17 protein-coding genes are annotated in these 22,559 nt (G+C 70.1%); 3 read left to right on the top strand and 14 right to left on the bottom strand.

From position 1 onward, the window contains the following. Positions 1-80: 80 nt before the first annotated feature. On the bottom strand, positions 81-917 hold the full coding sequence (locus VB737_RS09525) for a carbohydrate ABC transporter permease (RefSeq protein ID WP_094586056.1): 837 nt from the start codon (positions 915-917) through the stop codon (positions 81-83). After that, positions 914-2,539 carry a 2-isopropylmalate synthase gene (locus VB737_RS09520; protein WP_500312592.1) on the bottom strand — a complete coding sequence of 542 codons (1,626 nt, stop codon included), beginning with the start codon at positions 2,537-2,539 and terminating at the stop codon, positions 914-916. Before VB737_RS09520 ends, VB737_RS09525 begins: the two co-directional genes overlap by 4 nt. Before the next feature lie 143 nt (positions 2,540-2,682). On the opposite strand from VB737_RS09520, the gene VB737_RS09515 reads away from it, so the two are divergent. Then, complete coding sequence (locus VB737_RS09515; protein ID WP_500312591.1) at positions 2,683-4,248, top strand: glycoside hydrolase family 57 protein; 1,566 nt, start codon at positions 2,683-2,685, stop codon at positions 4,246-4,248. A 21-nt stretch (positions 4,249-4,269) separates the two neighbouring features. Here the strand turns inward: VB737_RS09515 and VB737_RS09510 are convergent, their stop codons facing one another. The 10 genes from VB737_RS09510 to VB737_RS09465 form a co-directional block, all read right to left on the bottom strand. Beyond that, on the bottom strand, positions 4,270-5,019 hold the full coding sequence (locus VB737_RS09510; RefSeq protein ID WP_500312590.1) for an amino acid ABC transporter ATP-binding protein: 750 nt from the start codon (positions 5,017-5,019) through the stop codon (positions 4,270-4,272). A 50-nt stretch (positions 5,020-5,069) separates the two neighbouring features. Beyond that, positions 5,070-6,281, bottom strand: a complete 1,212-nt coding sequence (locus VB737_RS09505) for an amino acid ABC transporter permease (RefSeq protein ID WP_500312589.1) — start codon at positions 6,279-6,281, stop codon at positions 5,070-5,072. A 1-nt stretch (position 6,282) separates the two neighbouring features. Then, on the bottom strand, positions 6,283-7,254 hold the full coding sequence (locus tag VB737_RS09500; RefSeq protein WP_500312588.1) for an ABC transporter permease subunit: 972 nt from the start codon (positions 7,252-7,254) through the stop codon (positions 6,283-6,285). An 8-nt stretch (positions 7,255-7,262) separates the two neighbouring features. Then, positions 7,263-8,324, bottom strand: a complete 1,062-nt coding sequence (locus VB737_RS09495; RefSeq protein WP_500312587.1) for an amino acid ABC transporter substrate-binding protein — start codon at positions 8,322-8,324, stop codon at positions 7,263-7,265. Positions 8,325-8,392: 68 nt separating this feature from the next. Further along, on the bottom strand, positions 8,393-9,448 hold the full coding sequence (locus tag VB737_RS09490) for an amino acid ABC transporter substrate-binding protein (RefSeq protein ID WP_500312586.1): 1,056 nt from the start codon (positions 9,446-9,448) through the stop codon (positions 8,393-8,395). Then, positions 9,445-9,846 carry a fasciclin domain-containing protein gene (locus VB737_RS09485; protein WP_500312585.1) on the bottom strand — a complete coding sequence of 134 codons (402 nt, stop codon included), beginning with the start codon at positions 9,844-9,846 and terminating at the stop codon, positions 9,445-9,447. The genes VB737_RS09490 and VB737_RS09485 overlap by 4 nt, the downstream gene beginning before the upstream one ends. 9 nt (positions 9,847-9,855) lie before the next feature. Continuing rightward, positions 9,856-11,124, bottom strand: a complete 1,269-nt coding sequence (locus VB737_RS09480) for a CO2 hydration protein (protein WP_500312584.1) — start codon at positions 11,122-11,124, stop codon at positions 9,856-9,858. Further along, entirely contained in the window at positions 11,121-12,617 is a 1,497-nt protein-coding gene (locus VB737_RS09475) for an NADH-quinone oxidoreductase subunit M (protein WP_500312583.1), read from the bottom strand. The genes VB737_RS09480 and VB737_RS09475 overlap by 4 nt, the downstream gene beginning before the upstream one ends. Then, on the bottom strand, positions 12,617-14,491 hold the full coding sequence (locus tag VB737_RS09470; protein ID WP_500312593.1) for an NAD(P)H-quinone oxidoreductase subunit F: 1,875 nt from the start codon (positions 14,489-14,491) through the stop codon (positions 12,617-12,619). The genes VB737_RS09475 and VB737_RS09470 overlap by 1 nt, the downstream gene beginning before the upstream one ends. 144 nt (positions 14,492-14,635) lie before the next feature. After that, positions 14,636-17,401 (bottom strand): cation-translocating P-type ATPase, encoded by a 2,766-nt coding sequence (locus tag VB737_RS09465; protein ID WP_323243042.1) that lies wholly within the window; start codon positions 17,399-17,401, stop codon positions 14,636-14,638. A 135-nt stretch (positions 17,402-17,536) separates the two neighbouring features. Between VB737_RS09465 and VB737_RS09460 the strand changes: the two genes are divergently transcribed. Both VB737_RS09460 and VB737_RS09455 read left to right on the top strand, forming a co-directional pair. Beyond that, the gene (locus tag VB737_RS09460; RefSeq protein WP_500312582.1) at positions 17,537-19,417 is read left to right on the top strand and encodes an APC family permease; all 1,881 of its coding nucleotides are present in this window, start codon (positions 17,537-17,539) and stop codon (positions 19,415-19,417) included. 75 nt (positions 19,418-19,492) lie between these two features. Further along, positions 19,493-21,313 (top strand): SLC13 family permease, encoded by a 1,821-nt coding sequence (locus VB737_RS09455; protein WP_323243044.1) that lies wholly within the window; start codon positions 19,493-19,495, stop codon positions 21,311-21,313. 21 nt (positions 21,314-21,334) lie between these two features. Here the strand turns inward: VB737_RS09455 and VB737_RS09450 are convergent, their stop codons facing one another. Both VB737_RS09450 and VB737_RS09445 read right to left on the bottom strand, forming a co-directional pair. After that, on the bottom strand, positions 21,335-22,000 hold the full coding sequence (locus VB737_RS09450; protein ID WP_323243045.1) for a DedA family protein: 666 nt from the start codon (positions 21,998-22,000) through the stop codon (positions 21,335-21,337). A gap of 24 nt (positions 22,001-22,024) precedes the next feature. Then, positions 22,025-22,559: polysaccharide deacetylase family protein (locus VB737_RS09445; protein WP_500312581.1), on the bottom strand; the 535-nt coding region annotated here is incomplete at its 5' end.

The raw sequence follows: 22,559 nt of genomic DNA, 5'->3' as shown, positions 1-22,559 counted from the left end.
GGCGCCGGCCGAGCGTGGCGACGGCGGCGGCGTGCTGCGCCCCCCGCCACTGGGCAGCCCCTGAGGCCCCAGGGAGGCCCTCAACCCTTGACGGCGTCGCCGCTGGCGCTGGGCAGGATGTACCGCTGCAGCAGCACGAACAGCAGCAGCACCGGCAGGATCGAGACCACCGAGCCGGCCGCCACCAGGCGCCAGTCGAGGGAGAAACTGCTGGCCAGCTGCTGCAGGCCCAGGGGCAGGGTGTAGAGGGTGGGGTCGTCGAGAATGATCAGCGGCCAGAGGAAATCACTCCAGGTGCCGATGAACACGAACATCGCCAGGGTGATCAGGTCGGCCCGGGCGGCCGGCAGCATCACGTTCCACCACTCGCCGATGGGGGTGCAGCCATCGATCCGGGCCGCCTCCTCCAGTTCCACCGGCACCGCCAGGAAGCTCTGGCGCAGCAGGAAGATGCCGAAGGCCGTGGCCGCCTGGGGCACGATCAGCGCCCACAGGGTGTTGCGCAGCCCGATCTGCACCATCAGCAGGTAGAGCGGGATCATCACCACCTGGAAGGGGATCAGGATGGTGGCCACCACCAGGGCCAGCACCAGTCCGCGGCCCTTGAAACGCATCCGCGCCAGGGGGTAGGCCGCCAGGGAGCAGAACAGCAGGTTGGCCAGCACCGCCAGGGCGCTGACGATCGTGCTGTTGAGCAGGTAGGTGCCCATCGGGTTGGCGGCGAACAGCCGCCCATAGGCCTCCAGGCTCGGCTGGCTGGGCAGCAGGGCCGGAGGGCTGGTGAAGATGTCCTCCGCCGGCCCCTTCAGGGAGGTGCTCACCAGCCACAGCAGGGGCAGCAGCAGTAGCACCGCCACCAGCAGCAGCAGGGCGAGCTGCAGCCCGGTGGCCAGCGGGGAGCGGTTGGGGGCGTTCACAGACGCGGCAGTTCCGCCACCGGAAGGGCCGTCTTCTGGGGGTGGAGCGGGGCGCGCTGGCTGCCGGAGACCAGCCGGTTGAGGGCGTTCACGAAGGCCTGGGCCGCCGCGACGACGATGTCGGTGTCGGCCGCATGGCCCGAATAGAGCACCCCCTGATGGCGCAGGCGGATGGTCACCTCGCCCATAGCGTCGATGCCTTCGGTGACGGACTTGATGCTGAATTCCACCAGCTCGTTCGGCACCTGGGCCAGGTGGTTGAGGGCCTGGCAGACCGCATCCACCGGGCCCGTGCCGATCGCCGCCTCGGTCAGGTCGATGCCGTCCCCGTCGCGCAGGGTGACGGTGGCGGTGGGCTGCAGGTTGGTGCCGCAGCTCACCTGCACCGACTGCAGGGCGTAGCGGGGCTGGTCCTGCTGCTGCACCTGCTCGCTGACGATCGCCTCCAGATCCCGGTCGGTGATCTCCCGCTTGCGGTCGGCCAGCTCCTTGAAGCGGGCGAAGGCGTCGTCGAGGTCGTTGCGCTCCAGGGTGTAGCCGAGCTCCTCCAGCCGGGCCCGGAAGGCGCTGCGGCCCGAGAGCTTGCCGAGGGAGAGGCGGTTGTCGGCCAGGCCGACGGTGCGGGCGTCGATGATCTCGTAGGTGAGCCGGTTCTTGAGCACCCCGTCCTGGTGGATGCCGGACTCATGGGCGAAGGCATTGGCGCCCACGATCGCCTTGTTGGGCTGCACCGCCATGCCGGTGAGGTTCGAGACCAGCCGGGAGGTTTTGGTGATCTCCTCGGTGCGCACGTTGGTGAGCGGGTCGCGCTGGTCGGCCGGCCGGCCCAGGAAGGGGTTGAAGTAGCTGCGGCGCACGTGCAGCGCCATCACCAGCTCCTCGAGGGAGGCGTTGCCGGCCCGTTCGCCGATGCCGTTGATGGTGCACTCCAGCTGGCGGGCGCCGTTCTTGACCGCTTCGAGGAAGTTGGCGACGGCCAGGCCCAGATCGTTGTGGCCATGCACCGAGATCACCGCCTGGTCGATGTTGGGCACCGAGCGGTTGATGCCGGCGATGATCTCACCGAATTCGGCCGGGGTGGTGTAGCCCACCGTGTCGGGAATGTTGATGGTGGTGGCGCCGGCGTTGATCGCCGCCTCGATCACCTGATGCATGAACTCCGGGTCGCTGCGGCCGGCGTCCTCGCAGGAGAACTCGACGTCATCGACGAGGGAGCGGGCGTAGGCCACCATCTCGGCGGTGATGGCGAGCACCTCGGCGCGGGTCTTGCGGAGCTTGTGCTCGAGATGGATGTCGCTGGTGGCGATGAAGGTGTGGATGCGGCGCCGGGCGGCGGGGGCCACGGCCTCGGCGCAGGCCTTGATGTCGCCGGCCGCCGCCCGGGCCAGACCGCAGATCACGGGCCCCTCGGGGGTGCCCACGCTGGCGGCGATGCGCTGGACGGCGTGGAAATCGCCGCTGCTGGCGAAGGGGAAGCCGGCCTCGATGATGTCGACCCCCAGGCGGGCCAGCTGCTGGGCGATCGCGAGCTTCTCCTCCAGGTTGAGGCTGGCGCCGGGGGATTGCTCCCCGTCGCGGAGGGTGGTATCGAAGATCAATACCCGGCCGGGGTCGCGGGCCATGGGGTTAGGCGGAACAGCTATGAGTTAGGGCCACTCTACGGGCCGGAAGACCCGGCTCCGGGAGCGCAACGTCTGGGAGCGGAACGCCAGGGAGCGGAACGCCAGGGAGCGGAACGTACAGTGGCCGCACAGAGGGTTTCCCCATGGCCGCAGGCGATCTGGCCCTGGTGTTGCATGCCCACCTCCCCTATGTGCGTTCCGGAGAACCCGGCTCGCTCGAAGAGGACTGGTACTTCCAGGCCCTCCAGGAATGCTATCTGCCGTTGCTGGAGGTGCTGGAGCGGGCGGCCGCCGATCCGGAGCAACGGCCCAGGCTCACCCTCGGCCTCTCCCCCACCCTGCTGTCGCTGCTGAGCGACCGGACCCTCAATGGCCGCTTCCCGGCCTGGCTGGCCCTGCGCCGCACCCTGCTGGACGGGGCCGATCCCGACCTGGCGGTTCCGGCCCGGGAGCTGCAGCGCACCCTCTCGGCGATTGAGGCCCAGTGGCGGGAGATGGAGGGGGATCTCCTGCCCCGCTTCCGGAGCCTGCAGGAGCAGGGGGTCCTGGATCTGATCACCTGCGGGGCCACCCATGGGTATCTGCCCCTGCTGCGCGATTCGCCGGAGGCGGTGCGGGCCCAGCTGCTCACCGCCGTGCGGGAGCACCAGCGCCTGCTGGGCCAGCGGCCCCTGGGCATCTGGCTGCCGGAGTGCGCCTACTACGAGGATCTCGACCGGCTCCTGGCCGAGTGCGGCCTGCGCTATTCCCTGCTCGACGGCCACGGCCTGCTCCATGGCCTGCCGAGGCCCCGCTACGGGGTCTATGCCCCGATCTGCTCCCCGGCGGGGGTGGCCTTCTTCGCCCGCGACAGTGAGTCCACCCTGCCGGTGTGGAGTGCCAGCCAGGGCTACCCGGGCGACGGGGCCTACCGGGAGTTCCACCGCGACCTGGGTTGGGACCTGCCGGAAGCGGAGCTGGAGGCCCAGGGCATCCACGATCGCCGCCCCCTCGGGCTCAAGCTGCACCGGGTCAGCGCCCAGGGCTGCCCCCTCGAGCTGAAGCGCCCCTACGACCCGGAGCGGGCGGCGGAGCGGGTCAAGGAGCATGCCGAAGCCTTCCTGCGGGGGCGTGCCGCCCAGATGGGGCAGCTGGCGGCCACGATCGAGCCGCCGCCGCTGCTGGTGGCCCCCTTTGATGCGGAGCTGTTCGGCCACTGGTGGTTCGAGGGGCCCCGGTTCCTGGGCGAGCTGTTCCGCCAGGGCCCGGCCCTGGAGGTGCGCTTCACCCACCTGCGGGACGTGCTCAGCGAAGGGCGGGCGCTGCAGGTCTGCCGGCCGGCCCCCTCCAGCTGGGGCCAGGGGGGCTACCACGACTACTGGCTGAACGACACCAATGCCTGGGTGGTGGCGGAGTGGCAGCGCGCCTCCCGCGCCATGGTGCAGCGGGTGAACCGGGGCGTGGGCAGCACTGCCCAGCGCGCCCTGCTCACCCAGGCGGGCCGCGAACTGCTGCTGGCCCAGAGCTCCGACTGGAGCTTCATCCTGCGGGCCGGCACCACCACCGGCCTGGCGCGGGAGCGGATCCGCCGCCACCTCGACCGCTTCTGGCGGTTGATCGATGCCCTCGAGCACGGCACCGACCTGCCCCGGGAGTGGCTGGTGGGGGTGGAGCGGGAGGACGGGCTGTTCCCGCAGCTCAACGCCGCCGACTGGGCCACCCGGGGCTGACGGCCACCCGCCGAGGAGACCTCAGAGGATCTGATCCAGGAAACGGCGGGTGCGCTCGTGGCTGGGGTTGGTGAAGAACACCTCCGGTTCGGCCTCCTCCACCACCTCGCCATCGGCCATCAGCACCACCCGGTGGGCCACGTGGCGGGCGAACTTCACCTCGTGGGTCACCACCACCATGGTGATGTCGTCGGCGGCGAGATTCTGCATCACCTCCAGCACCTCCCGCACCATCTCCGGGTCGAGGGCGCTGGTGGGTTCATCGAACAGCAGGATGCGCGGTTCCATGCACAGGGCCCGGGCGATCGCCACCCGCTGCTGCTGACCCCCAGAGAGCTGGCCGGGGTACTTGCCGGCCTGCTCGGCGATGCCCACCCGCTCCAGCAGGGCCCGGGCCTGCTTCTCCACCTCGGCCTTGGGGCGCTTGCGCACCAGCACCGGCGCCAGCGTCAGGTTGTCGAGCACCGAGAGGTGGGGGAAGAGGTTGAACTGCTGGAACACCATTCCCACCTCCCGGCGGATGGCGTCGATGTTGCGCAGGTCGTTGGAGAGCACGATCCCGTCGACGGTGATGCTGCCCTTCTGGAAGTCCTCCAGGGCATTGAAGGTGCGGATGAAGGTGCTCTTGCCCGAGCCCGAGGGGCCCATGATCACGACCACCTCGCCGCGCCGCACCTGCAGGCTGGCGCCGCGCAGGGCATGGAATCCGTTGGGGTACCACTTCTCGACGGCCCGCGCCTCGATCATCAGTTCGCTGCTGGGTTGGCTCATGGGGCGGGAAACGGGAAGGAGGCGGTGGAGTCGGGTGGGGTCAGACCGTCTCAGGTGGCGCTGGGCACGGCGTGGGGATCGAGGCGGCGCTCCAGGGCCCGGCTGCCCAGTCCCAGGGCGGCGCAGCAGCCCCAGAACAGCACGGCCAGGGTCAGGTACACCTCACCGTTGCGGCCCAGGAAAGCCGGGTTCGCCATCACGGTGCGGGCCGTGCCGAGCAGTTCCAGCAATCCGATCAGCGACAGCAGGGTGGTGTCCTGCAGCAGGGAGATGAACTGGCCCACCATGGCCGGCAGGGCCACCCGCAGGGCCTGGGGCAGCACCACGTGCTGCAGGGCCTTCGGGTAGGAGAGGCCTAGGGAGCGGGCGGCCTCCAGCTGGCCCCGGGGCACGGCCGCCAGCCCGGAGCGCACCGCCTCCGCCAGGTAGGCGGCGGCGAAGAAGGTGAGCACCCACGCCGCCCGCCAGACCCGCTCCGGCGCCAGGCCGCCGGGCAACAGGAAGCCGAGGATGTTCTGGCCGAGAAACAGCAGGGTGATCAGCGGCGCGCCGCGGATGAACTCGATGTAAAGCACCGAGCCCCAGCGCAGCAGGGGCAGCTCGCTGCGGCGACCCAGGGCCAGCAGCACCCCGATCGGGAAGCACAGCAGGATGGCGAAGCTGGAGGCCAGCAGGGTGAGCAGCAGCCCGCCCCATTCCGATGGCGGCACCCCCACCAGGCCCAGGCCGCCGCTGATCAGCACCATCCCCCCCAGGTAGAGCAGCGGCCATACCAGGGCGGCCAGACGCCGGCCGGTGGGTGACAGCCGGGTGCCGAAGCGGCCGGCGAGCCAGCGGCAGAGGGCCAGCAGCAGCAGGAGCCCCCACCAGCGGGACTGGATGGCCAGGGTCAGCCCCAGGGCGAAGGGCACGGCCAGGGCGATCAGGGCGAGCAGCGCCAGGGCCAGCCGGTCGTTGCTGGGCCACAGCACCCCGGTGCGGTCGGGGCGGGGGTGGGCGCGCAGCAGCCCCCAGGTGGCGCCGCTGGCGGCCACCAGCAGGGCGGTGAGCAGCCAGAGGCGCCACTGCTGTTCCAGCGGGTAGCGCCCCACGGCGAACAGGGTGCTGTTCACCCTCACCACGGCCCACTCGGCCTGGGTCAGGGCCCAGCGCAGGAAGCCGAAGGCCCCGAGGCTGAGCAGGCTGATCAGGGCGACGCTCAGGACCGCGTCGGCGGGGGTGGCGAACAGTTCGGCACGCAGGCGGCGCAGAAGGACTTGCATCTCAGCGCTCCCGGATCTGAACCAGGTGGTTGAGGCCGTTCATCAGGGCCGAGATCAGCAGGTCGAGGGTGAGATAGGCCGCCAGCAGCACCAGGATCACCTCCACCGCCCGTCCGGTCTGGTTGAGGGTGGTTTCGGCCACGGAATAGAGGTCGGTGTAGCCCACCGCCACCGCCAGGGAGGAGTTCTTGGCCAGGGAGATGTACTGGGTGTTCAGCCCCGGCACGATCACCCGCAGCGACTGGGGCAGGACGATGCGGCGCAGGGTGGCGAACCAGCTCAGCCCCAGGGAGGAGGCCGCTTCCCACTGGCCCTTGGGCACGGCGGCGATGCCGCCCCGCACCACCTCGGCGATGAAGGCGCCCGAATACACGATCAGGCCGGTGAGCAGGGCGCCGAACTCGACACTCAGCCGCACCGGTGCCTGCCAGACCCCGTTGACCAGGGTGGGCCCCAGCCAGCGCAGCCCCTCGCCGAACCCGGCGATGTAGAGGCCGGATTTGGCCAGCACCACGCCGGGGAGCTGGATCGCCGCCTCGCCGTTGGGCAGGGTCAGGAACACGACGAAGTACCAGAAGACCAGCTGCAGCAGCAGCGGGATGTTGCGCACCACCTCCACGTACACCCGTGCCAGCCGCCGCAGCAGGCCGTTGTGGCTGAAGGAGGCCATCCCCACCAGGGTGCCCAGCAGGGTGGCCCCCACCAGACCCACCAGCACCGCCCGGATCGTGTTGACCAGACCGGCGGCCAGGGCGCGCCAGTAGGGCAGCTGGGCATTGAACGGAATCACCGATTCCGAGATGTCGAAGCCGGCGGGCTGCTGCAGCCAGCGCCAGCTCAGCAGCAGGCCGGCGGCGGTGAGGTTGCGCACCAGATTGCCCAGCAGGAAGGCGATCAGCAGCAGCACCAGCAGACCCACCACCGCCTGCACCACCCAGGGCACGATGCGGCGGTCACGCCACCAGGGCGGCACCGGCGCCTTCAACGGAAGGGCGGCGAGTAGATCAGGCCGCCGTCCTTCCACTGGCGGTTGAGGCCGCGGTCGAGCTTGAGGGCGGAGGCGGGCCCGACGTTGCGATCGAAGATCTCGCCGTAGTTGCCCACGGCCTTCACCGCCTTGACGACGAAGTCGGGCGGCAGGCCGAGCTGCTTGCCGAAGTCACCCTCCACCCCAAGGAAGCGGCGCAGGTCGGCCTGGTTGGTGTTGGCCTTGGCCTCGGCCAGCTTGGCGTCCACGTTCGCCTGGGTGATGCCGCTCTCCTCGGCCTGCATCAGGCCGTAAACGATCCAGCGCACCGCATCGGCCCAGGCGGGGTCGCCGTTGATGGTGGCGGGGGTGAGCGGCTCCTTGCTCATCACCACCGGCAGCAGGGTGTGCTCGTCCGGTTTGGGGAAGCTGGTGCGTTTGCCCGCCAGCTGGGAGCGGTCGCTGGTGACGGCCACGCAACGGTCGCCGAGGTAGGCGGCGAAGGTCTGGTCGCTGGTCTGGAACTTCAGCGGCGTGTAGGGGATGTTCTGCTCCCGCATCCGGTCGGCCAGGTTGAGCTCGGTGGTGGTGCCGCTCTCGACGCAGATCGGCTTGCCGGCCAGACCCTTGAGGTCCTTGATGCCGCTGGCCACCGGCACCAGCACCCCCTGGCCGTCATAGAAGGTGGTGGGGCCGAAGCTCAGACCGTTGCCGCCGGCCGCATCGCGGCTCAGGGTCATGGTGGTGTTGCGCGACAGCAGATCCACCTCGCCGCTGGCCAGGGCGGCGAAGCGCTCGCTGGAGTTCAGGTCGCGGTACTCCACCTTCTCGGGATCCCCCAGCACCGCGGCGGCCACCGCCTTGCAGACATCCACATCAAGGCCCAGGTACTTGCCGTCGGGGCCCACGAAGCTGAAGCCGGGCAGCTTGCCCTCCACCCCGCAGATCAGCTTGCCCCGCCCCGTGATCGTGGAGAGCTTCTGGCTCTGAACGCCGCCGCCGTCGCCGGCGCAACCGGCGAGCAGGCCGGCGGCACAGAGGGAGACCACCAGGGAGCGGGTCCGGTTCCGGAACATGCCTGCGTCGTAAAGGTAGCCGCATTGTTGCAGGTGCGGGCCGGTGCAGGTAGACCCCCCGGAACCTCTCAGCGGAAGGGGGGCGCGATGTGCAGACCGCCGTCGTTCCAGAGCCGGTTGAGGCCCCGCTCCAGCCCCAGGGGGGTGGCCCGGCCCAGGTGCCGCTCGAACAGCTCGCCGTAGTTCCCCACCGCCTTCACCACCCGCACCGTGAAGTCGGCGGGCAGGCCCAGCTGGCGGCCGAAATCCCCCTCCACCCCCAGGAAGCGGCGCGCTTCGGCCTGGCTGGGGTCGCGCCGGGCCGCGGCGAGGCGGGCCTCGACGTTGGCCTGGGTGAGGCCGCTCTCCTCCGCCTGAACCAGGGTGTGGGTGATCCAGCGCACGGCATCGGCCCAGGCCGGATCGGCCTGGATCGTCACCTTGGCGCTGGGCTCCTTGCTGAGGAGATCGGGGAGCAGCACGTGGGCCGCCGGCTGCTTGAAGCCGCTGCGCTTGGCTGCCAGCAGGGAGCTGTCGCTGGTGATGGCCGCGCAGCGACCCTGCTCGTAGGCCGGGTAGGCCTGCTCGCCCGACTGGAACCGCAGCGGCTGGTAGGCGACCCCCAGTTCCCGCATGCGATCGGCCAGGTTGAGCTCGGTGTTGGTGCCGCTCTCGACGCAGATCGGCTTGCCCACCAGCTGCCGCAGGCTGCGCACGCCGCTGGCCGCGGGCACCATCACCCCCTGACCGTCGTAAAAGAAGACAGGGCCGAAGCTGAGGGCGTTGCCCCCCGCAGCGTCGCGGCTGAGGGTGTGGGTGGAGCTGATCGAGAGCAGGTCCACTTCGCCGCTGCCCAGGGCCACGAAGCGCTCCCCCGCCGTCACCGGCCGGAACTCCACCTTGGTGGGGTCCCCGAGCACCGCGGCGGCCACCGCCCGGCAGAAATCGGCGTCGATGCCCACGAAGGCGCCGCCGGGGCCCACGGTGCTGAACCCCGGCACCGCCCCATCCACGGCGCAGATCAGCCGTCCGCGCTCGCGAATCTTGGCCATGGTGGGGCTGCCGGGCGCCTCGTTGCCGGCGGCGCAGCCCACCAGGCCGGCGATCAGGCCGCCGAGGGCCGCCAGCAGCACCGCTCTGGTCATCCGGGCAGGATCACCCGGTCGATCACGTGCACGATGCCGTTGTCGCAGACGATGTCGGCGGAGACGACGGTGGCGTTCTTGACCTCGAAGGGGTCCGCCCGGCGGATCGCCACCGGGGCCCCCTCCAGGCTCTCCCATTCCGGCTGCTCAATCAGTTGCTCCCGCAGGTAGGCCCCGGAGAGCACATGGAACTTGAGGATGCGGGCCAGCTGGGGCACGTTGTCCACCAGGGTCTGGACCGTGCCGGGGGGCAGGGCCGCGAAGGCGTCGTCGACGGGGGCGAAGACGGTGAAGGGGCCGGAGCTCTCCAGGGCGCCGGTGAGGCCGGCCACCTCGACGGCGGTGAGCAGGGTGCCGAAGACCCCGGCTCCCTTGGCGGTTTCGATGATGTTGGCCATGGGGGTCTCCTAGCGGTAGTCCTGGGTCTGGATCTGGGGCAGGCGCGCCTCGGGCCGCAGGAAACGGTCCATCTGGGCCTCGAAGAAGCGCCGGTTGGCCATCAGGTGCTCCGGGTCGGTGTCATCGAGGGGATAGAGCAGGGCGCAACGGAGGGCCTGGATCACCGCCGAGGTGACGTTGTACATGGAGCGCTGGAAGGTGATCCCCAGCTGGTTGAGGATGTCCCCCTCGCCCCGTTTGTGCTTCGCGTACAACTCGGTGAGGTAGGGCGGCAGGAAGTGGAGCATGTCCTGCATCAGCAGGGTGGGGGGAATCCCGGCCGAGCCCACCGGGAACACGTCGGCATAGAGGATGCCGTAGTGGAAGTCCTCCTGCTTGTCCGGCACCTGGCCGGCCTGGGCGTTGTAGCTCTTGGTGCCCCGGAAGGGGGCGGTCCGGTAGAAGACGGCCTCCACGTAGGGAAGGGCCGCCTCGTAGAGCCAGGTGAAGCCTTCCGATTTGGGGATGATCTCGAAGCATTCCCCGCCGATGTACACATGGTGGTAGATCGGCCGGCCGGCCACGGCGAAGATGCCGTTCACCAGGAAGTTCATGGCGTCGGGCACGCCCTTGAAGCCGCCTTCGTCGTAGATGTCGCTCATCTCGAAGAACACCGGCGCCATCACCTCCCAGAAGAGGCCGAGATTGGCGTAGTAGCTCATCTTGCGCACCTGCTCCAGGAACATCTCCGGGAACACCGCATACAGCCCCAGCATCAGGGGGTTGCCCCGGAAGTAGGCCTTGATCGCCCGATCGGCATTCGCCTTGTAGGCGTCACACTCCAGGTAGTCGTAGAAGCGGCCGCCCATTCCTTGGTGCCAGAACATGGCATCCATGCAGGCCTCGGCGAACTCCATGTTGATCCGGTCATGCCAGAGGTGGTGGAGCAGCTTCGGCATGCGGGTGGTTTCCCCCTTGGCCATGAACTCCAGCAGTTCCGGGTGGGCCGTCGCACCGCCGCGCCAGATGCGCAGCTTCGATTGATCACCGGCGTAGGAGTTAGGCAGATCGAGGTACTCCTGGGAGGGGAAGTACTTGAAGGCCGGCAGGGGATCGAGGAACACCTGCTCGGCGATGTAGAGCAGGTCGCGCCAGTAGAAGTCCATCGGCACGGCATAGGCCTTGTAGATGCCGATGATCTGCATCAGGTTCTCGGGCGTGTCCGGCAGCATCGAGCCGCCGGCCTCGAGGCGGTGGATCACCTCCGCGTAGCGGTGGGTGGAGGGGGGGGGCGTCATGAGGGCAACTGGCGAGGGGACGCGGAGGGGGCGATGGCCACGAGGGCGGCGAAGGGTTCACGGCGCAGGGCCAGGGCTGTGGTGGTGGACTCGCTCCAGCCCACCAGCAGGCCCGGCCAGAGGCCCCCCACCACCACCAGGGCAGCGAGCAGCACGGCGGGGAAGCGTTCGCTCCAGACCGTGGAGGGGTAGTCGACGCGGTCGTTGTCGAGGCGGCCGAAGCCGACCCTGTTGAACAGCCGCACCGCGTAGACGGCGGTGAACCCCGAGGCGATCAGACACAGCAGGGTGGGCACCGGGAAGGGGGTCCAGCTGGCCTCGAACATCAGGAACTCCGGCACGAAGCCCGCCAGTCCTGGGATGCCGGCGCTGGCCATCAGGGCCAGCAGGAACAGACCGAGGGTGAAGGGCAGGCCGCGGTAGGGGTTGAGCAGGCCGGCCAGCTCCGGGATCTGGATGGAGCCGGTCTTGCTTTCGATCAGTCCCACCAGGTGGAACAGCAGGGCCGAGATCAGGCCGTGGGCAAGCAGCTGGGCCACGACTCCCTGCAGGCTCAGGGGGGTGGCGGAGGCCAGGGCCACCACCAGCAGGCCCATGTGGCCGAGGGAGCCGTAGGCCACCAGACGGCGGATGTCGCTCTGGACAATGGCGTTGAGGGCGCCGTAGGCGGCGGTGAGGGCCCCCACCCCGGCGATCCAGGGCGACCAGAGGATCCACTCGTCGGGCAGGAAGCCGATGGCGAAGCGCAGCAGGCCGTAGCCGCCCAGGATCGAGACCCCGCCGCTGAGCAGCATCGCCACCGGGCTGGAGGCCTGGCCGTAGGCCAGGGGCTGCCAGCCGTGCAGGGGCACCACCGGCAGCTTGAGGCCGAAGGACAGCACCAGCAGGGCAAAGATCCAGTGGCTGCTGCCGGAGGGCAGCTGCATGGAGGCCAGGTCGGTGAAGGCGAAGCTGAAGCCGTCACCGTTGAGCCAGCCCAGGGCCAGCACGCCGCCGAGCAGGGCGAGCCCCGAAACGGCGCCGTACATGACGTACTGGATGGCCGCCTGGGTGCGACGCGGGCCTCCCCAGATGGCCAGCAGCAGGGTGGTGGGGATCAGCACCAGCTCGTAGGCCAGCAGGAACAGCAGGGCGTTGCGGGCCAGCACCGCACCGGTGAGGCCCAGATCGGTGGCCAGCAGCAGGCTCAGGAACAGCCGCGGCCGGGCCTGGTCGGCGGGGGTGGCCAGCACCGTGACCAGGACGATCAGGGCGATCAGCACCACCAGCGGGGCGGACAGGCCATCGAGCCCGAGGTCGAAGGAGAGACCGATGCGGGGCAGCCACACCTGGTGCAGCGCGCTGGGGTCCTGGCCCAGCCGGGTGAGGCCGATGAGGAACTGGAGCAGAACCGTTGCCAGGCTGACCCGGCGCAGCAACGCCTGGTGTTCCGGCAGCAGGGGCAGGAGGACGGCCCCGAGGGCCGGCAGGAGCAGAAGCAGAAGCAGGGCCATCAGCGCAGCAGGGAGGAGGGCACGATCGTCAGCAGCCAGGCCGCCATCAGCACCACGCCGATCAGCAGCGTCAGGGCATAGGTCTGGGTGCGACCCGAGGTGGTGAAGCTGAGCCGGCGGGCGCTCTGGAGGGCCGCCTCACCGGTGGCGCCGGTGAAGCCGTCCACCACCTGGCGATCGGTCCAGGCGCTCAGGCGGGCCAGGCCGACCACCAGGGCCACCACGGACCGCTGGTAGAAGTTCTCGGTGTTCATGTCGTGGGCCAGCCAGTGCTGCAGGCCGCCGAGGGCCGACGGCAGCTGGGCCAGGGGGTGGGGCCGCAGGTAGAACACCGCCGACACACCGCCCCCGAGCAGGGTGGACACCAGCAGCGGCACCGCCTGGGGCCCCCAGCCCAGCAGGGGGGTGGCAGCGAAGACCCCGAAACGGGCCAGCAGGATCGGCAGGTGCAGCACCACCCCCATCAGCACCATGGTGGGCAGCACCATCAGCCAGAGCACCTCGGCGGAGCGAGCCGTGAACACGCTGGGGCGCCCGCCCCAGATCAGGCCGAACACCCGCACCAGCCCGGCGGCGATCAGGGCATTGGTGACCAGCACGAACCCCCCCAGCAGGGCCGGCTGGGCACTGGAGGTGCAGAGCTCCAGGAGCTCACGGATGGCGGCGAAGCCGCCGAAGGGGGGCAGGGCCATCAGTCCCCCCGCTCCGGTGAGGAAGGCCAGGCCCACCAGCGGCCGGCGGCTCCACAGCCCCCCCAGCTGGGTGAGGTCCTGGGTGACGTTGCTGACGATCACCGTGCCCACCGCCATCAGCACCAGCGCCATCGGCAGCGGGTAGACCAGCAGCAGGTGGCCCGCCACGCCCGGATCGCCGAGGCCCACGGCCAGGAACAGCAGACCCATCCAGCTGCTGGCCAGGAAGGACAGGGCCCGTTTGATGTCGATCTGGGCCAGGGCGATCAGGGCCCCGACCAGGGCGGTGGTGCCGCCCACCACCACCAGAACCGTGGTCACCAGCGGGCTGAGGGCGAGCATGGGCTGCAGGCGCAACAGCACCCAGGCGCCGCCGGCCACCACCACCGAGTTGCGCAGCACCGTGGAGGGCAGCGGCCCCTCCATCGCCTCATCGAGCCAGAGGTGCAGGGGGATCTGGGCGCATTTGCCCATCGGCCCGGCCATCAGGGCCAGCAGGATCAGCTGCTGGCTCAGGGGCAGGCTTCCCGGGGCCTGGGCGGCGGCCCAGGCGGCCAATGCTCCGAAGTTCCAGGTGCCGGTGACCGGCAGGATCGCCACCAGACCGGCCAGCAGGATGAGGTCACCGATGCGCTTGGTGAGGAAGGCATCCCGCGCCCCTTTCACCACCAGCGACTGGTTGTACCAGGTGCCGACGATGAGATAGGTGCCGAGCGTGAGTAGCTCGAGAATCACATAGCTGAAGAACAGCGAATCCGTGAGCAGCAGGGCGCAGAGTCCGGCCTCGAAGAAGCTGAGCGAGCCGAAGAATCGTGGCCAGCCCCAGTCCATCTCCAGATAGCCGATGGCGAAGATCTGGGCCAGCACGTGCACCCCGGTGACCAGCAACGTGGCGATCAGGGCCGGCTGGGTGATCGAGCCGTCGAAGCCGATCGACAGTCCGGCGGTGTGCAGCCAGGTCCAGCCGAAGTGCAGCGGCAGGGTGGCCGGGTGGGCATTGGCGGCCAGCAGGGCCAGCAGGCTGTGGGCGAAGGCCAGGGTGACCATCGTCAGGTTGAGGTAGCCGCAGGGGCGTGGTCCCGTCTTCCAGATGAATCCGGGCGACCAGGCCAGGGACGCCAGGGCCGCCACCAGGGGATAGAGGGGGACCAGCCAGGCCGTCTGGGCGAAGAACAGGGTCATGGCGGGAGAACGGTCGGGACCGGAGATGGCCCGCGTGGTGGCGAACACTAAGATCCCTGGCGCTCGGCGGTGGCCCCCCCAGGAAGGAAAGCCCTATGGGTTCACCAAGCACTCGTTATCAGTCGTCCGGGGGCGGTGCGGCACTCAGGCGTCGGCGCTGCGCCGGCGACGCCACAGCCGCCACACCTTCTCCAGTTCCAGGTAGAAGAAGAACAGCAGACTGAAGCCCACGCAGATGCCCAGGTCGCGGGCCGAAAGGGGCACGGTGCCGAAGAATGTGGACAGCACCGGCACGTACAGCAGGGACAACTGCAGCAGGGTGGTGAACACCACCGCCCCCAGCAGCCAGGGGTTGCTGAAGGGGGCCACCTGCACCAGGGGGCGGTCGCTGCGGGCTGCCAGGGCATGGCCCATCTGGGCCAGACACAGCATCGTGAAGACGATCGTCTTCCAGGGGACGCCGCTGCGGGAGGCGTAGAGCATCATCGTGATCGTGATGGCGGCGAACACCACGCCGATGCGCAGGATGTAGCTGCCGATGCCCCGGGCGAAGATCGATTCGCCGGGTTCGGCGGGCGGGCGCTGCATCAGGCCGGCCTCGCCGGGCTCCAGCGCCAGGGCCAGGGCGGGCACCCCATCGGTGACCAGGTTCATCCAGAGGATCTGCAGGGGCGTCATCGGCACGCCCATCAGGCCCAGCAAGGGGGCGGAGCCGATCGTGATCAGCTCGCCGACGTTGCTGCCGAGGATGTACTTGATGAAGCGGCGGATGTTGGCGTAGACGAGCCGCCCCTGCTCCACCGCGTTGACGATCGTGGCGAAGTTGTCATCGAGCAGCACCATGTCGGAGGCCTCCTTGCTCACCTCGGTGCCGGTGATGCCCATGGCCACACCGATGTGGGCCTGCTTGAGGGCCGGGGCGTCGTTGACGCCGTCGCCGGTCATGGCGACGATCTGCCCCAGGCCCTGGAGGGCCTTGACGATGCGCAGCTTCTGCTCCGGCGGCACCCGGGCGTAGATGTGGCAGCGGCCGACGATCGCAGCCAGTTCGCCGGCGTCGGCCTCCTCCAGCTGGCGGCCGAGCACCACCTCGGCACCGGCGTCCACCAGGCCGATGTTGACGCCGATCGCCCGGGCGGTGAGGGGATGGTCGCCGGTGATCATCACTGGCCGGATCCCGGCCTCCCGGCAGCGGGAGACCGCTTCGGCCACCTCGGGGCGGGCGGGATCCAGCTGGGCCATCAGGCCAAGCAGCACCTGGTGCTCCAGTTCGTGCTCGGGGCTGGGGTGGTGGGGGGCGCAGGCGAAGGCGAGCACCCGCAGGCCGGAGGCGGCCAGGTCCCTGGCCTGCTCGAGCCACCACTGGCGCTGGTCGTCGCTGAGGGCCGCTGCGCCGGAACCGTCGAGCCAGCGGTCGCAGGTGCCGAGGATCACCTCCGGGGCCCCCTTGCTGATCATCAGGGTGGCGGATCCGGAGGCACTGGTCCCCAGGGGGGCCTGCAGGGTGCCCTCGCGGTCCTGCACCCAGACGGCCATCAGCTGGCGTTCGGAGCTGAAGGGGATCTCCGCGTCGCGTTTGTAGTGACTGCGCAGGGCGAAGCCATCGAGATCGGCCTTGGCGGCGGCCACCACCAGGGCCCCTTCGGTGGGATCCCCGAGGATCTCCCAGCGGCCGTCCGGCTCCTGCTTGAGCTCGGCGTCGCTGCACAGGACCCCGGCCTGCAGCAGCAGATTCCGGCCACCGGGGGCCAGACCGGCTGTGGCGCCGGGGGGCGGGGCCAGGTCGGTGGCGCGGAAGTCGCCGTGGGGGTCGTAGCCGTTGCCGCTCACCGCCAGGGCCGTGGTGCCGCTGCGCAGCTCCTGCACCACCTGGCGGTTGAGGGTGAGGGTGCCGGTCTTATCGGTGCAGATGACCGTCACCGAGCCCAGGGCCTCCACCGCCGGCAGGCGGCGGATCAGGGCGGCCCGCTGCACCATCCGCTGGGTGCCGATCGCCAGGGTCACGGTGATCACCGCCGGCAGGCCCTCCGGCACGATCGCCACGGCCATCGACAGGGCCACCTCCAGCAGGTCGAGCAGGCGCTGGCCCATCAGCCAGCCCAGCAGCACCACCACGGCCACCAGGGCCAGGGCGGAGCCCACCAGCACGTTGGCCAGGCCGTCGAGCCTTTCCTGCAGCGGTGTGGTCTCGCCACCCGCGGTGTTGATCATCTGGGCGATCCGGCCCAGTTCGGTCTGCATGCCCGTGGCGGTCACCACCGCCAGACCGCGGCCCCGCACCACCTCGGTGCCCTGGAACAGGCAGTTCTGGCGCTCCAGCACAGGGGTGGCGGGTTCGAGCACCAGCACGGCGAGCTTGTTCACCGCTTCGGCTTCGCCGGTGAGGGCCGCCTCCCGCAGGCCCAGTTCGGCCACCTCCAGCAGGCGGGCATCGGCGGGCACCCGATCGCCCGCCTCCACCCGGATCAGGTCCCCGGGCACCAGCTGCTCGCTCGGCAGCCGCTCCCAGAGGCCGTCACGGCGCACGGTCACCAGGGGCTGGGCCATGTTGCGCAGGGCCTGCAGGGCCTGCTGGGCGCGGCTCTCCTGCAGGTAGCCCAGCAGGGCGTTGAGCCCCACGATCAGCACGATGGCGATCGCATCCTTGGGGAACCGCTGGGCGGCGTAGGCCACTCCCGCGGACACCGCCGCCACCGCCAGCAGCATGATCAGCATCACGTTGCTGAACTGGTCCCAGAGGATGCGCAGGTTGCTGCGCCCGGCCTTGAGCTCCAGCCGGTTGGGTCCCAGCCGGGCCAGCCGCTCGGCGCACTGGGCGGTGCTCAGACCGTCGCTGCTGGCCTCCAGCGCCTGCAGGCAGGCCTCGGGAGCCAGGGCATGCCAGGGGCTCGCGGCAGGAGAGGGCGTCAACGCGGCCGACCAGAGGGGGCCCAAACCATAGGCATGGGCTCTCCAGGGGCCGGTTCGCCCCGCACCCCTGGCGGAGGCGCCACTGCCCCACGGCTCCTAGCGTTCCAGGGCCTCCCACGGACGAGTCGACGACGCATGGCCGGCCTCGACAACCTGCGGCGCCGGTTGATCGGCCTTCCCCTGCCCACCAGCGGCCACCACGAGGAGCGGTACAGCAACGCCGAGGCCCTGGCGATCCTCAGCTCCGACGCCCTCTCCTCGGTGGCCTACGCGACCCAGGAGATCGTGCTGGTGCTGGGGATGGGCGGAGCGGCAGCCCTGGGCTACACCCTGCCGATCACGGCCCTGATCGTGGGCCTGATGCTGGTGGTGGCCAGCAGCTACCGGCAGACGATCAAGGCCTACCCCCACGGGGGCGGCTCCTACCGGGTCTCCCAGCAGAACCTCGGGCAGACGCCGGGCCTGGTGGCCGGAGCCTCGCTCTCGATCGATTACGTGCTCACGGTGGCGGTGAGCGTGGCCGCCGGCATCGCCGCCCTCACCTCCTATGTCCCGGCGCTGGAACCCGAGCGGGTGCCCCTCTGCCTGCTGGCGGTGCTGCTGGTGATGCTCGCCAACCTGCGCGGCGTGAGCTCCAGCGCCCGGTTCCTGAGTGTGCCCACCTATCTGTTCATGGCCGCTGTCGTCACCCTGCTGGTGGCCGGGGCGATCAAGACCGGGCTGGGCCAGCTGCCCCCCCTGCCGGTGGCGGAGCAGCAGCGGCTGCTGGAGGCGGCCCACCAGGGCAGCCAGGGGCTGCAGGCCATCGGCCCCCTGCTGCTGATGCGGGCCTTCAGCTCCGGCTGCGCCGCCCTCACCGGCATCGAGGCGATCAGCGACAGCGTCGCCGCCTTCCGGCCGACGGAGTGGCGCAATGCCCGCCGGGTGCTGGTGGTGATGGTGCTGATGCTGGCCGTGATGTTCAGCGGCATCAGCGCCCTGGCCAGCCAGAGCGGCCTGGTGGTGGAGGACAACGGCCCGACGCTCCTTTATCAGCTGGGGGAGCGGATCTTCGGTGATGGGCCGCTGCTGTTCGTGCTGCAGCTGGCGACGTTGCTGATCCTGCTGCTCGCCGCCAACACGGCCTTTGCGGATTTTCCGCGGCTGGCGGCCTTCCTGGCCCAGGACGGCTTCCTGCCCCGGCAGCTCACCTCCCTCGGCGACCGGCTGGTGTTCAGCAACGGCATCCTGGCCCTCAGCGCCCTGGCCGGCGTGCTGCTGGTGATCGTCGAGGGCAGCGTCAGCCGCCTCATTCCCCTCTATGCGGTGGGGGTGTTCATCAGCTTCACCCTGTCCCAGGCCGGGATGGTGATGCACTGGTGGAAACGGCGGGACCGGGGCTGGCGTGCCAGGGCCCTGGTCAACGGGTTGGGAGCGGTGAGCACCGCCGTGGTGGGGGCGGTGCTGCTGATCAGCAAGTTCACCCAGGGGGCCTGGGTGGTGGTGCTCGCCATCCCCCTGCTCGTGCTGATGTACCTGCGCATCCGCACCCATTACGACCATGTGGCCAGGCGCCTGCGCATCGTTTCCGACGGGCGGCTGACGCTGCCGCCCCCCCCTCCGCCTGGCGACGGCACCCCCACGGTGGTGCTGGTGGGCCAGTTGCACCGGGGCAGCTACGAGGCCCTCTGCTTCGCCCGCAGCGTCGCCAGCGACCTGGTGGCGGTGCACGTGGATCTCGCCGGCGACCAGGGGGAGGCCTTCCGCGCCCAGTGGAGCCGCCAGCTGCCGGACGTGCCCCTGGAGGTGCTGCCCTCCCCTTACCGCTCCCTGGTGGATCCGGTGACCCGGTTCGTGGGAAGCTTCGAGCAGGAGCACCCCAGGGACCACCACGCCTTCTGCATGGTGGTGCTGCCGGTGTTCGTCACCCGGCACCGCTGGGAGAACCTGCTCCACAACCAGTCGACGATCCGCCTGCGGCGCGCCCTGCGCGAGCGCGGCACCCGGGTCGTCACGACGGTCGGCTTCTACCTCTGAAGCGGGAGGGATTCCGGCGTCGGGGGCAGCGGTTACGGCACTGACCTGCTAGATCGCTGACATCAGGCCGTTGCCATGCAGAGTTTTCTCGCCGTTGCCTCCACCGGACAGGGTCTGACCACGCTCCTGGTGTTCCTCGGGGCCATCGTCCTGTTCGTGAGCGGCAAGCTGGCTCCTGAGGTGACCGGCCTCCTGGCGGCGGCGCTTCTGGTGAGCCTGGGGGTGCTGACTCCGGAGGAGGCGGTCAAGGGGTTCGGCAGCCCCGCCCTGATCACCCTGATGGGCCTGTTCGCGGTGGCGTCGGGCCTGTTCCGCAGCGGCGGTCTCGACCGGTTGCGGGCCCTGATCGGCTCCGATGCGGTCCGCAGCCCGAAGCGGATGATCGGCCTGATGGTGGCGGTGGTGGCACCGGTCTCCGGCTTCATCCCCAACACCCCGATCGTCGCGACCCTGCTGCCGGTCCTGGAGAGCTGGTGCCACCGGCGCGGGGTGTCCCCCTCCAAGGTGCTGCTCCCCCTGTCCTTCGCCACGATCCTGGGGGGGACGATCTCCCTGCTCGGCACCTCCACCAACCTCCTGGCCAGCGATGTCAGCCGTCAGCTGGGTTTTGGTTCCCTCGACCTGTTCAGCTTCACGGCGATCGGGATCCCCGTCTGGCTCATCGGGGGTGCCTACATCTTCTTCTTCTCTGAGCGTCTGCTGCCCGATCGGGGTTCCGGTGACGACGACATGCTCGTGAGCCTGGCCCGGGAGGGCTACATCACCGATGTCCTGATCCCGGAGGGTTCCGAACTGATCGGCAACTCGCTTCACGACAGCCGCCTGCAGCGGCGCTTCGACGTGGATGTGCTGGAACTGCACCGAGGGACCGAGAGTTTCAGCGCGCCCCTGGCCGATCTGCAGCTCCAGGCCGGGGACAGGCTGCTGCTGCGCTGCAACCGGGACAACCTGCTGCGGCTGCAGCAGGAGCACACCGTCACCCTCGCCCCCGTGGGCGATCAGGAGGAGGATCTGCGTGAACTCAGCGGCGCCAGCGATTCCCCCCAGCGGGTGGTGGAGGTGCTGCTGCCCAACGGCTCCACCCTGGTCGGTGCCAGCGTCCGGGATCTGCGTTTCCGGCAGCGCTACAACGCCACCATGCTCGCGGTGCGGCGCGGCAACCAGGTGCTGCGCGAGCTGCTGGGACGGGTGGTGCTGCAGGCCGGCGATGTGTTGCTGCTTCAGGCCCCCCTCGACGCGATCCGGGGGATGCAGGCCAACAACGACCTGGTGCTGCTCGATGAACTGGAGAAGGATCTGCCCACCACCGATCGCAAACTGACCGGCATGGCCATTGCGGCCCTGATGATCCTGCTGCCGATGTTCAAGGTCCTGCCGCTGATGGCGGCGGTGCTGCTGGCCATGGTGGCGATGGTGGCCACCGGCTGCCTGCGGCCGGGGGAAGTGCAGCGCTCGATCCGCTGGGATGTGATCCTGCTGCTGGGCTCCCTGTCCTGCTTCAGCGTGGCGATGCAGAAGACCGGTCTGGCGGAGGCCCTGGCTGGGGATCTGCTGCAGGCCCTCAGGGGCTGGCCGACCTATGCGGTGCTGCTGGTGGTGGTCGTGCTGGGCCAGGCCTTCACCGAAGCCCTCAGCAACGGCACCACGGTGGTGCTGTTGCTCCCGATCGCCGCGGAGCTGGCCAAGGGACTGGCGCTGCCGCCGATGGCCTTCATCTTTGCGATCACCTTCGCCGCCAGCCAGAGTTTCCTCACCCCGATCGGCTACCAGACCAACCTGATGGTGTTCGGTCCCGGGCGCTATCGCTTTCTCGACATGGCCCGCTACGGCGCCCCCCTGTCGATGACCTTCGCGCTGACGTTGCCCTGGCTGATCTGCCGGTACTTCGGCCTCTAGGAGGCCACCGCAGCGATCCCCTCAGGCGGGAGGCTCCTCGCCTCCGGTCTCCAGGGCCCTTTCCTCGAAGCGACCCACCAGCTTCGGCACCACCAGCACGATCGCCAGCAGCACCAGGGCGCCGAGGCCGAACTCGGCCACGCCCTTCAGCATCTGATCGAAGGGGATCCAGCGGCCGCCGAGCCAGGCCAGCCCCACCATCGTCGAGGCCCAGAGCACGGCCCCGAGCATGTTGAACAGCAGGAAGCGGCGGTAGGGCATGTGCACGGCCCCGGCGATGGGGCCGGCCAGCACCCGCAGCACCGCCACGAACCGGCCCAGCAGCACCGACTTGCCGGCATGGCGCAGAAAGCGCTCCCGCAGGGCCTCCATCTGCTCCGGGGTCCGGCCCAGCAGCCGTCCTGCCCGCAGCAGCAGCCCCCAGCCGGCACGGCGCCCCACCCAGTAGCCGAGGTTGTCCCCCAGGATCGCCCCGCCGGCCGCCGCCCCCATCACCCCGAGCACCTGCAGCTGGCCGCTCCCGGCCGCGTAGCCCGCCAGCAGCGTCACCGTCTCGCCGGGCAGGGGCACCCCGGCGTTCTCCAGCAGCATGGCGCCAAAGACCACCCAGTACCCCCAGTCCTGGAGGAGCGTCTGGATCGTGGTGAGGCTGATGGTCCCGTCGAACACGGCCAGGGGCCAGGCCATCGCAACGTGGAAGGAATCCAGACCCTATCTCCCTGGCCAGGCCAGTGTTCCGGTGCAGAGCCAGCGGCGGCGGCGCAGCCGGTTGGCGTGGGGCCCCGGCCAGGTGAAGCGGGGCAGGTCCAGGGCCGGGGTGGCGGGGGTGACCAGGGCGGCGTCGACGGTGGCCACCTGGAGGTAGTGGCGGCCGCAGATCTCCCCATCGCCGGGCAGATGGCTGTTGAAGGGGTAGGAGAAGGCCCGCGGGGCCTCCCCCAGCACCTGCTCGAGCACGGTGGCCGAGCGGATCAGCTCCTGCTCGAACGCCTCCGGGCTGATGCTGCAGCGCGGGACATGCTGGTGGCCGTGGCTGCCCAGCTCATGGCCGGCCTCCCGGGCCCGACGCAGGTGGGCGGCGCTGGGATACAGGCGCTCGGCCGCCGTCGCCAGTGCGCCGGCCGTGCCCCAGCGCTCCGCCAGCCCCGGCGTCTCCGGCATCACGTCGGAAATGCCGAAGGCCAGAAGCAGGCGCTTGCCGGTAACGAGCGCGCCGCTGCGCAGCGCGACCTGGAACAGGCCGTCG

This window comes from Synechococcus sp. BA-120 BA3, assembly GCF_034931285.1.
Lineage (GTDB): Bacteria > Cyanobacteriota > Cyanobacteriia > PCC-6307 > Cyanobiaceae > Cyanobium.
This window is presented reverse-complemented; position numbering and strand designations above follow the sequence as displayed.

Coding starts and splice junctions, on each gene's coding strand:
- VB737_RS09510 (WP_500312590.1), bottom strand. CDS start 5,019: ATGAGCCAACCCAGCAGCGAACTGATGATCGAGGCGCGGGCCGTCGAG.
- VB737_RS09455 (WP_323243044.1), top strand. CDS start 19,493: ATGCAGAGTTTTCTCGCCGTTGCCTCCACCGGACAGGGTCTGACCACG.
- VB737_RS09490 (WP_500312586.1), bottom strand. CDS start 9,448: ATGACCAGAGCGGTGCTGCTGGCGGCCCTCGGCGGCCTGATCGCCGGC.
- VB737_RS09520 (WP_500312592.1), bottom strand. CDS start 2,539: ATGGCCCGCGACCCCGGCCGGGTATTGATCTTCGATACCACCCTCCGC.
- VB737_RS09515 (WP_500312591.1), top strand. CDS start 2,683: ATGGCCGCAGGCGATCTGGCCCTGGTGTTGCATGCCCACCTCCCCTAT.
- VB737_RS09485 (WP_500312585.1), bottom strand. CDS start 9,846: ATGGCCAACATCATCGAAACCGCCAAGGGAGCCGGGGTCTTCGGCACC.
- VB737_RS09475 (WP_500312583.1), bottom strand. CDS start 12,617: ATGGCCCTGCTTCTGCTTCTGCTCCTGCCGGCCCTCGGGGCCGTCCTC.
- VB737_RS09460 (WP_500312582.1), top strand. CDS start 17,537: ATGGCCGGCCTCGACAACCTGCGGCGCCGGTTGATCGGCCTTCCCCTG.
- VB737_RS09505 (WP_500312589.1), bottom strand. CDS start 6,281: ATGCAAGTCCTTCTGCGCCGCCTGCGTGCCGAACTGTTCGCCACCCCC.
- VB737_RS09480 (WP_500312584.1), bottom strand. CDS start 11,124: ATGACGCCCCCCCCCTCCACCCACCGCTACGCGGAGGTGATCCACCGC.
- VB737_RS09495 (WP_500312587.1), bottom strand. CDS start 8,324: ATGTTCCGGAACCGGACCCGCTCCCTGGTGGTCTCCCTCTGTGCCGCC.
- VB737_RS09450 (WP_323243045.1), bottom strand. CDS start 22,000: ATGGCCTGGCCCCTGGCCGTGTTCGACGGGACCATCAGCCTCACCACG.
- VB737_RS09470 (WP_500312593.1), bottom strand. CDS start 14,491: ATGACCCTGTTCTTCGCCCAGACGGCCTGGCTGGTCCCCCTCTATCCC.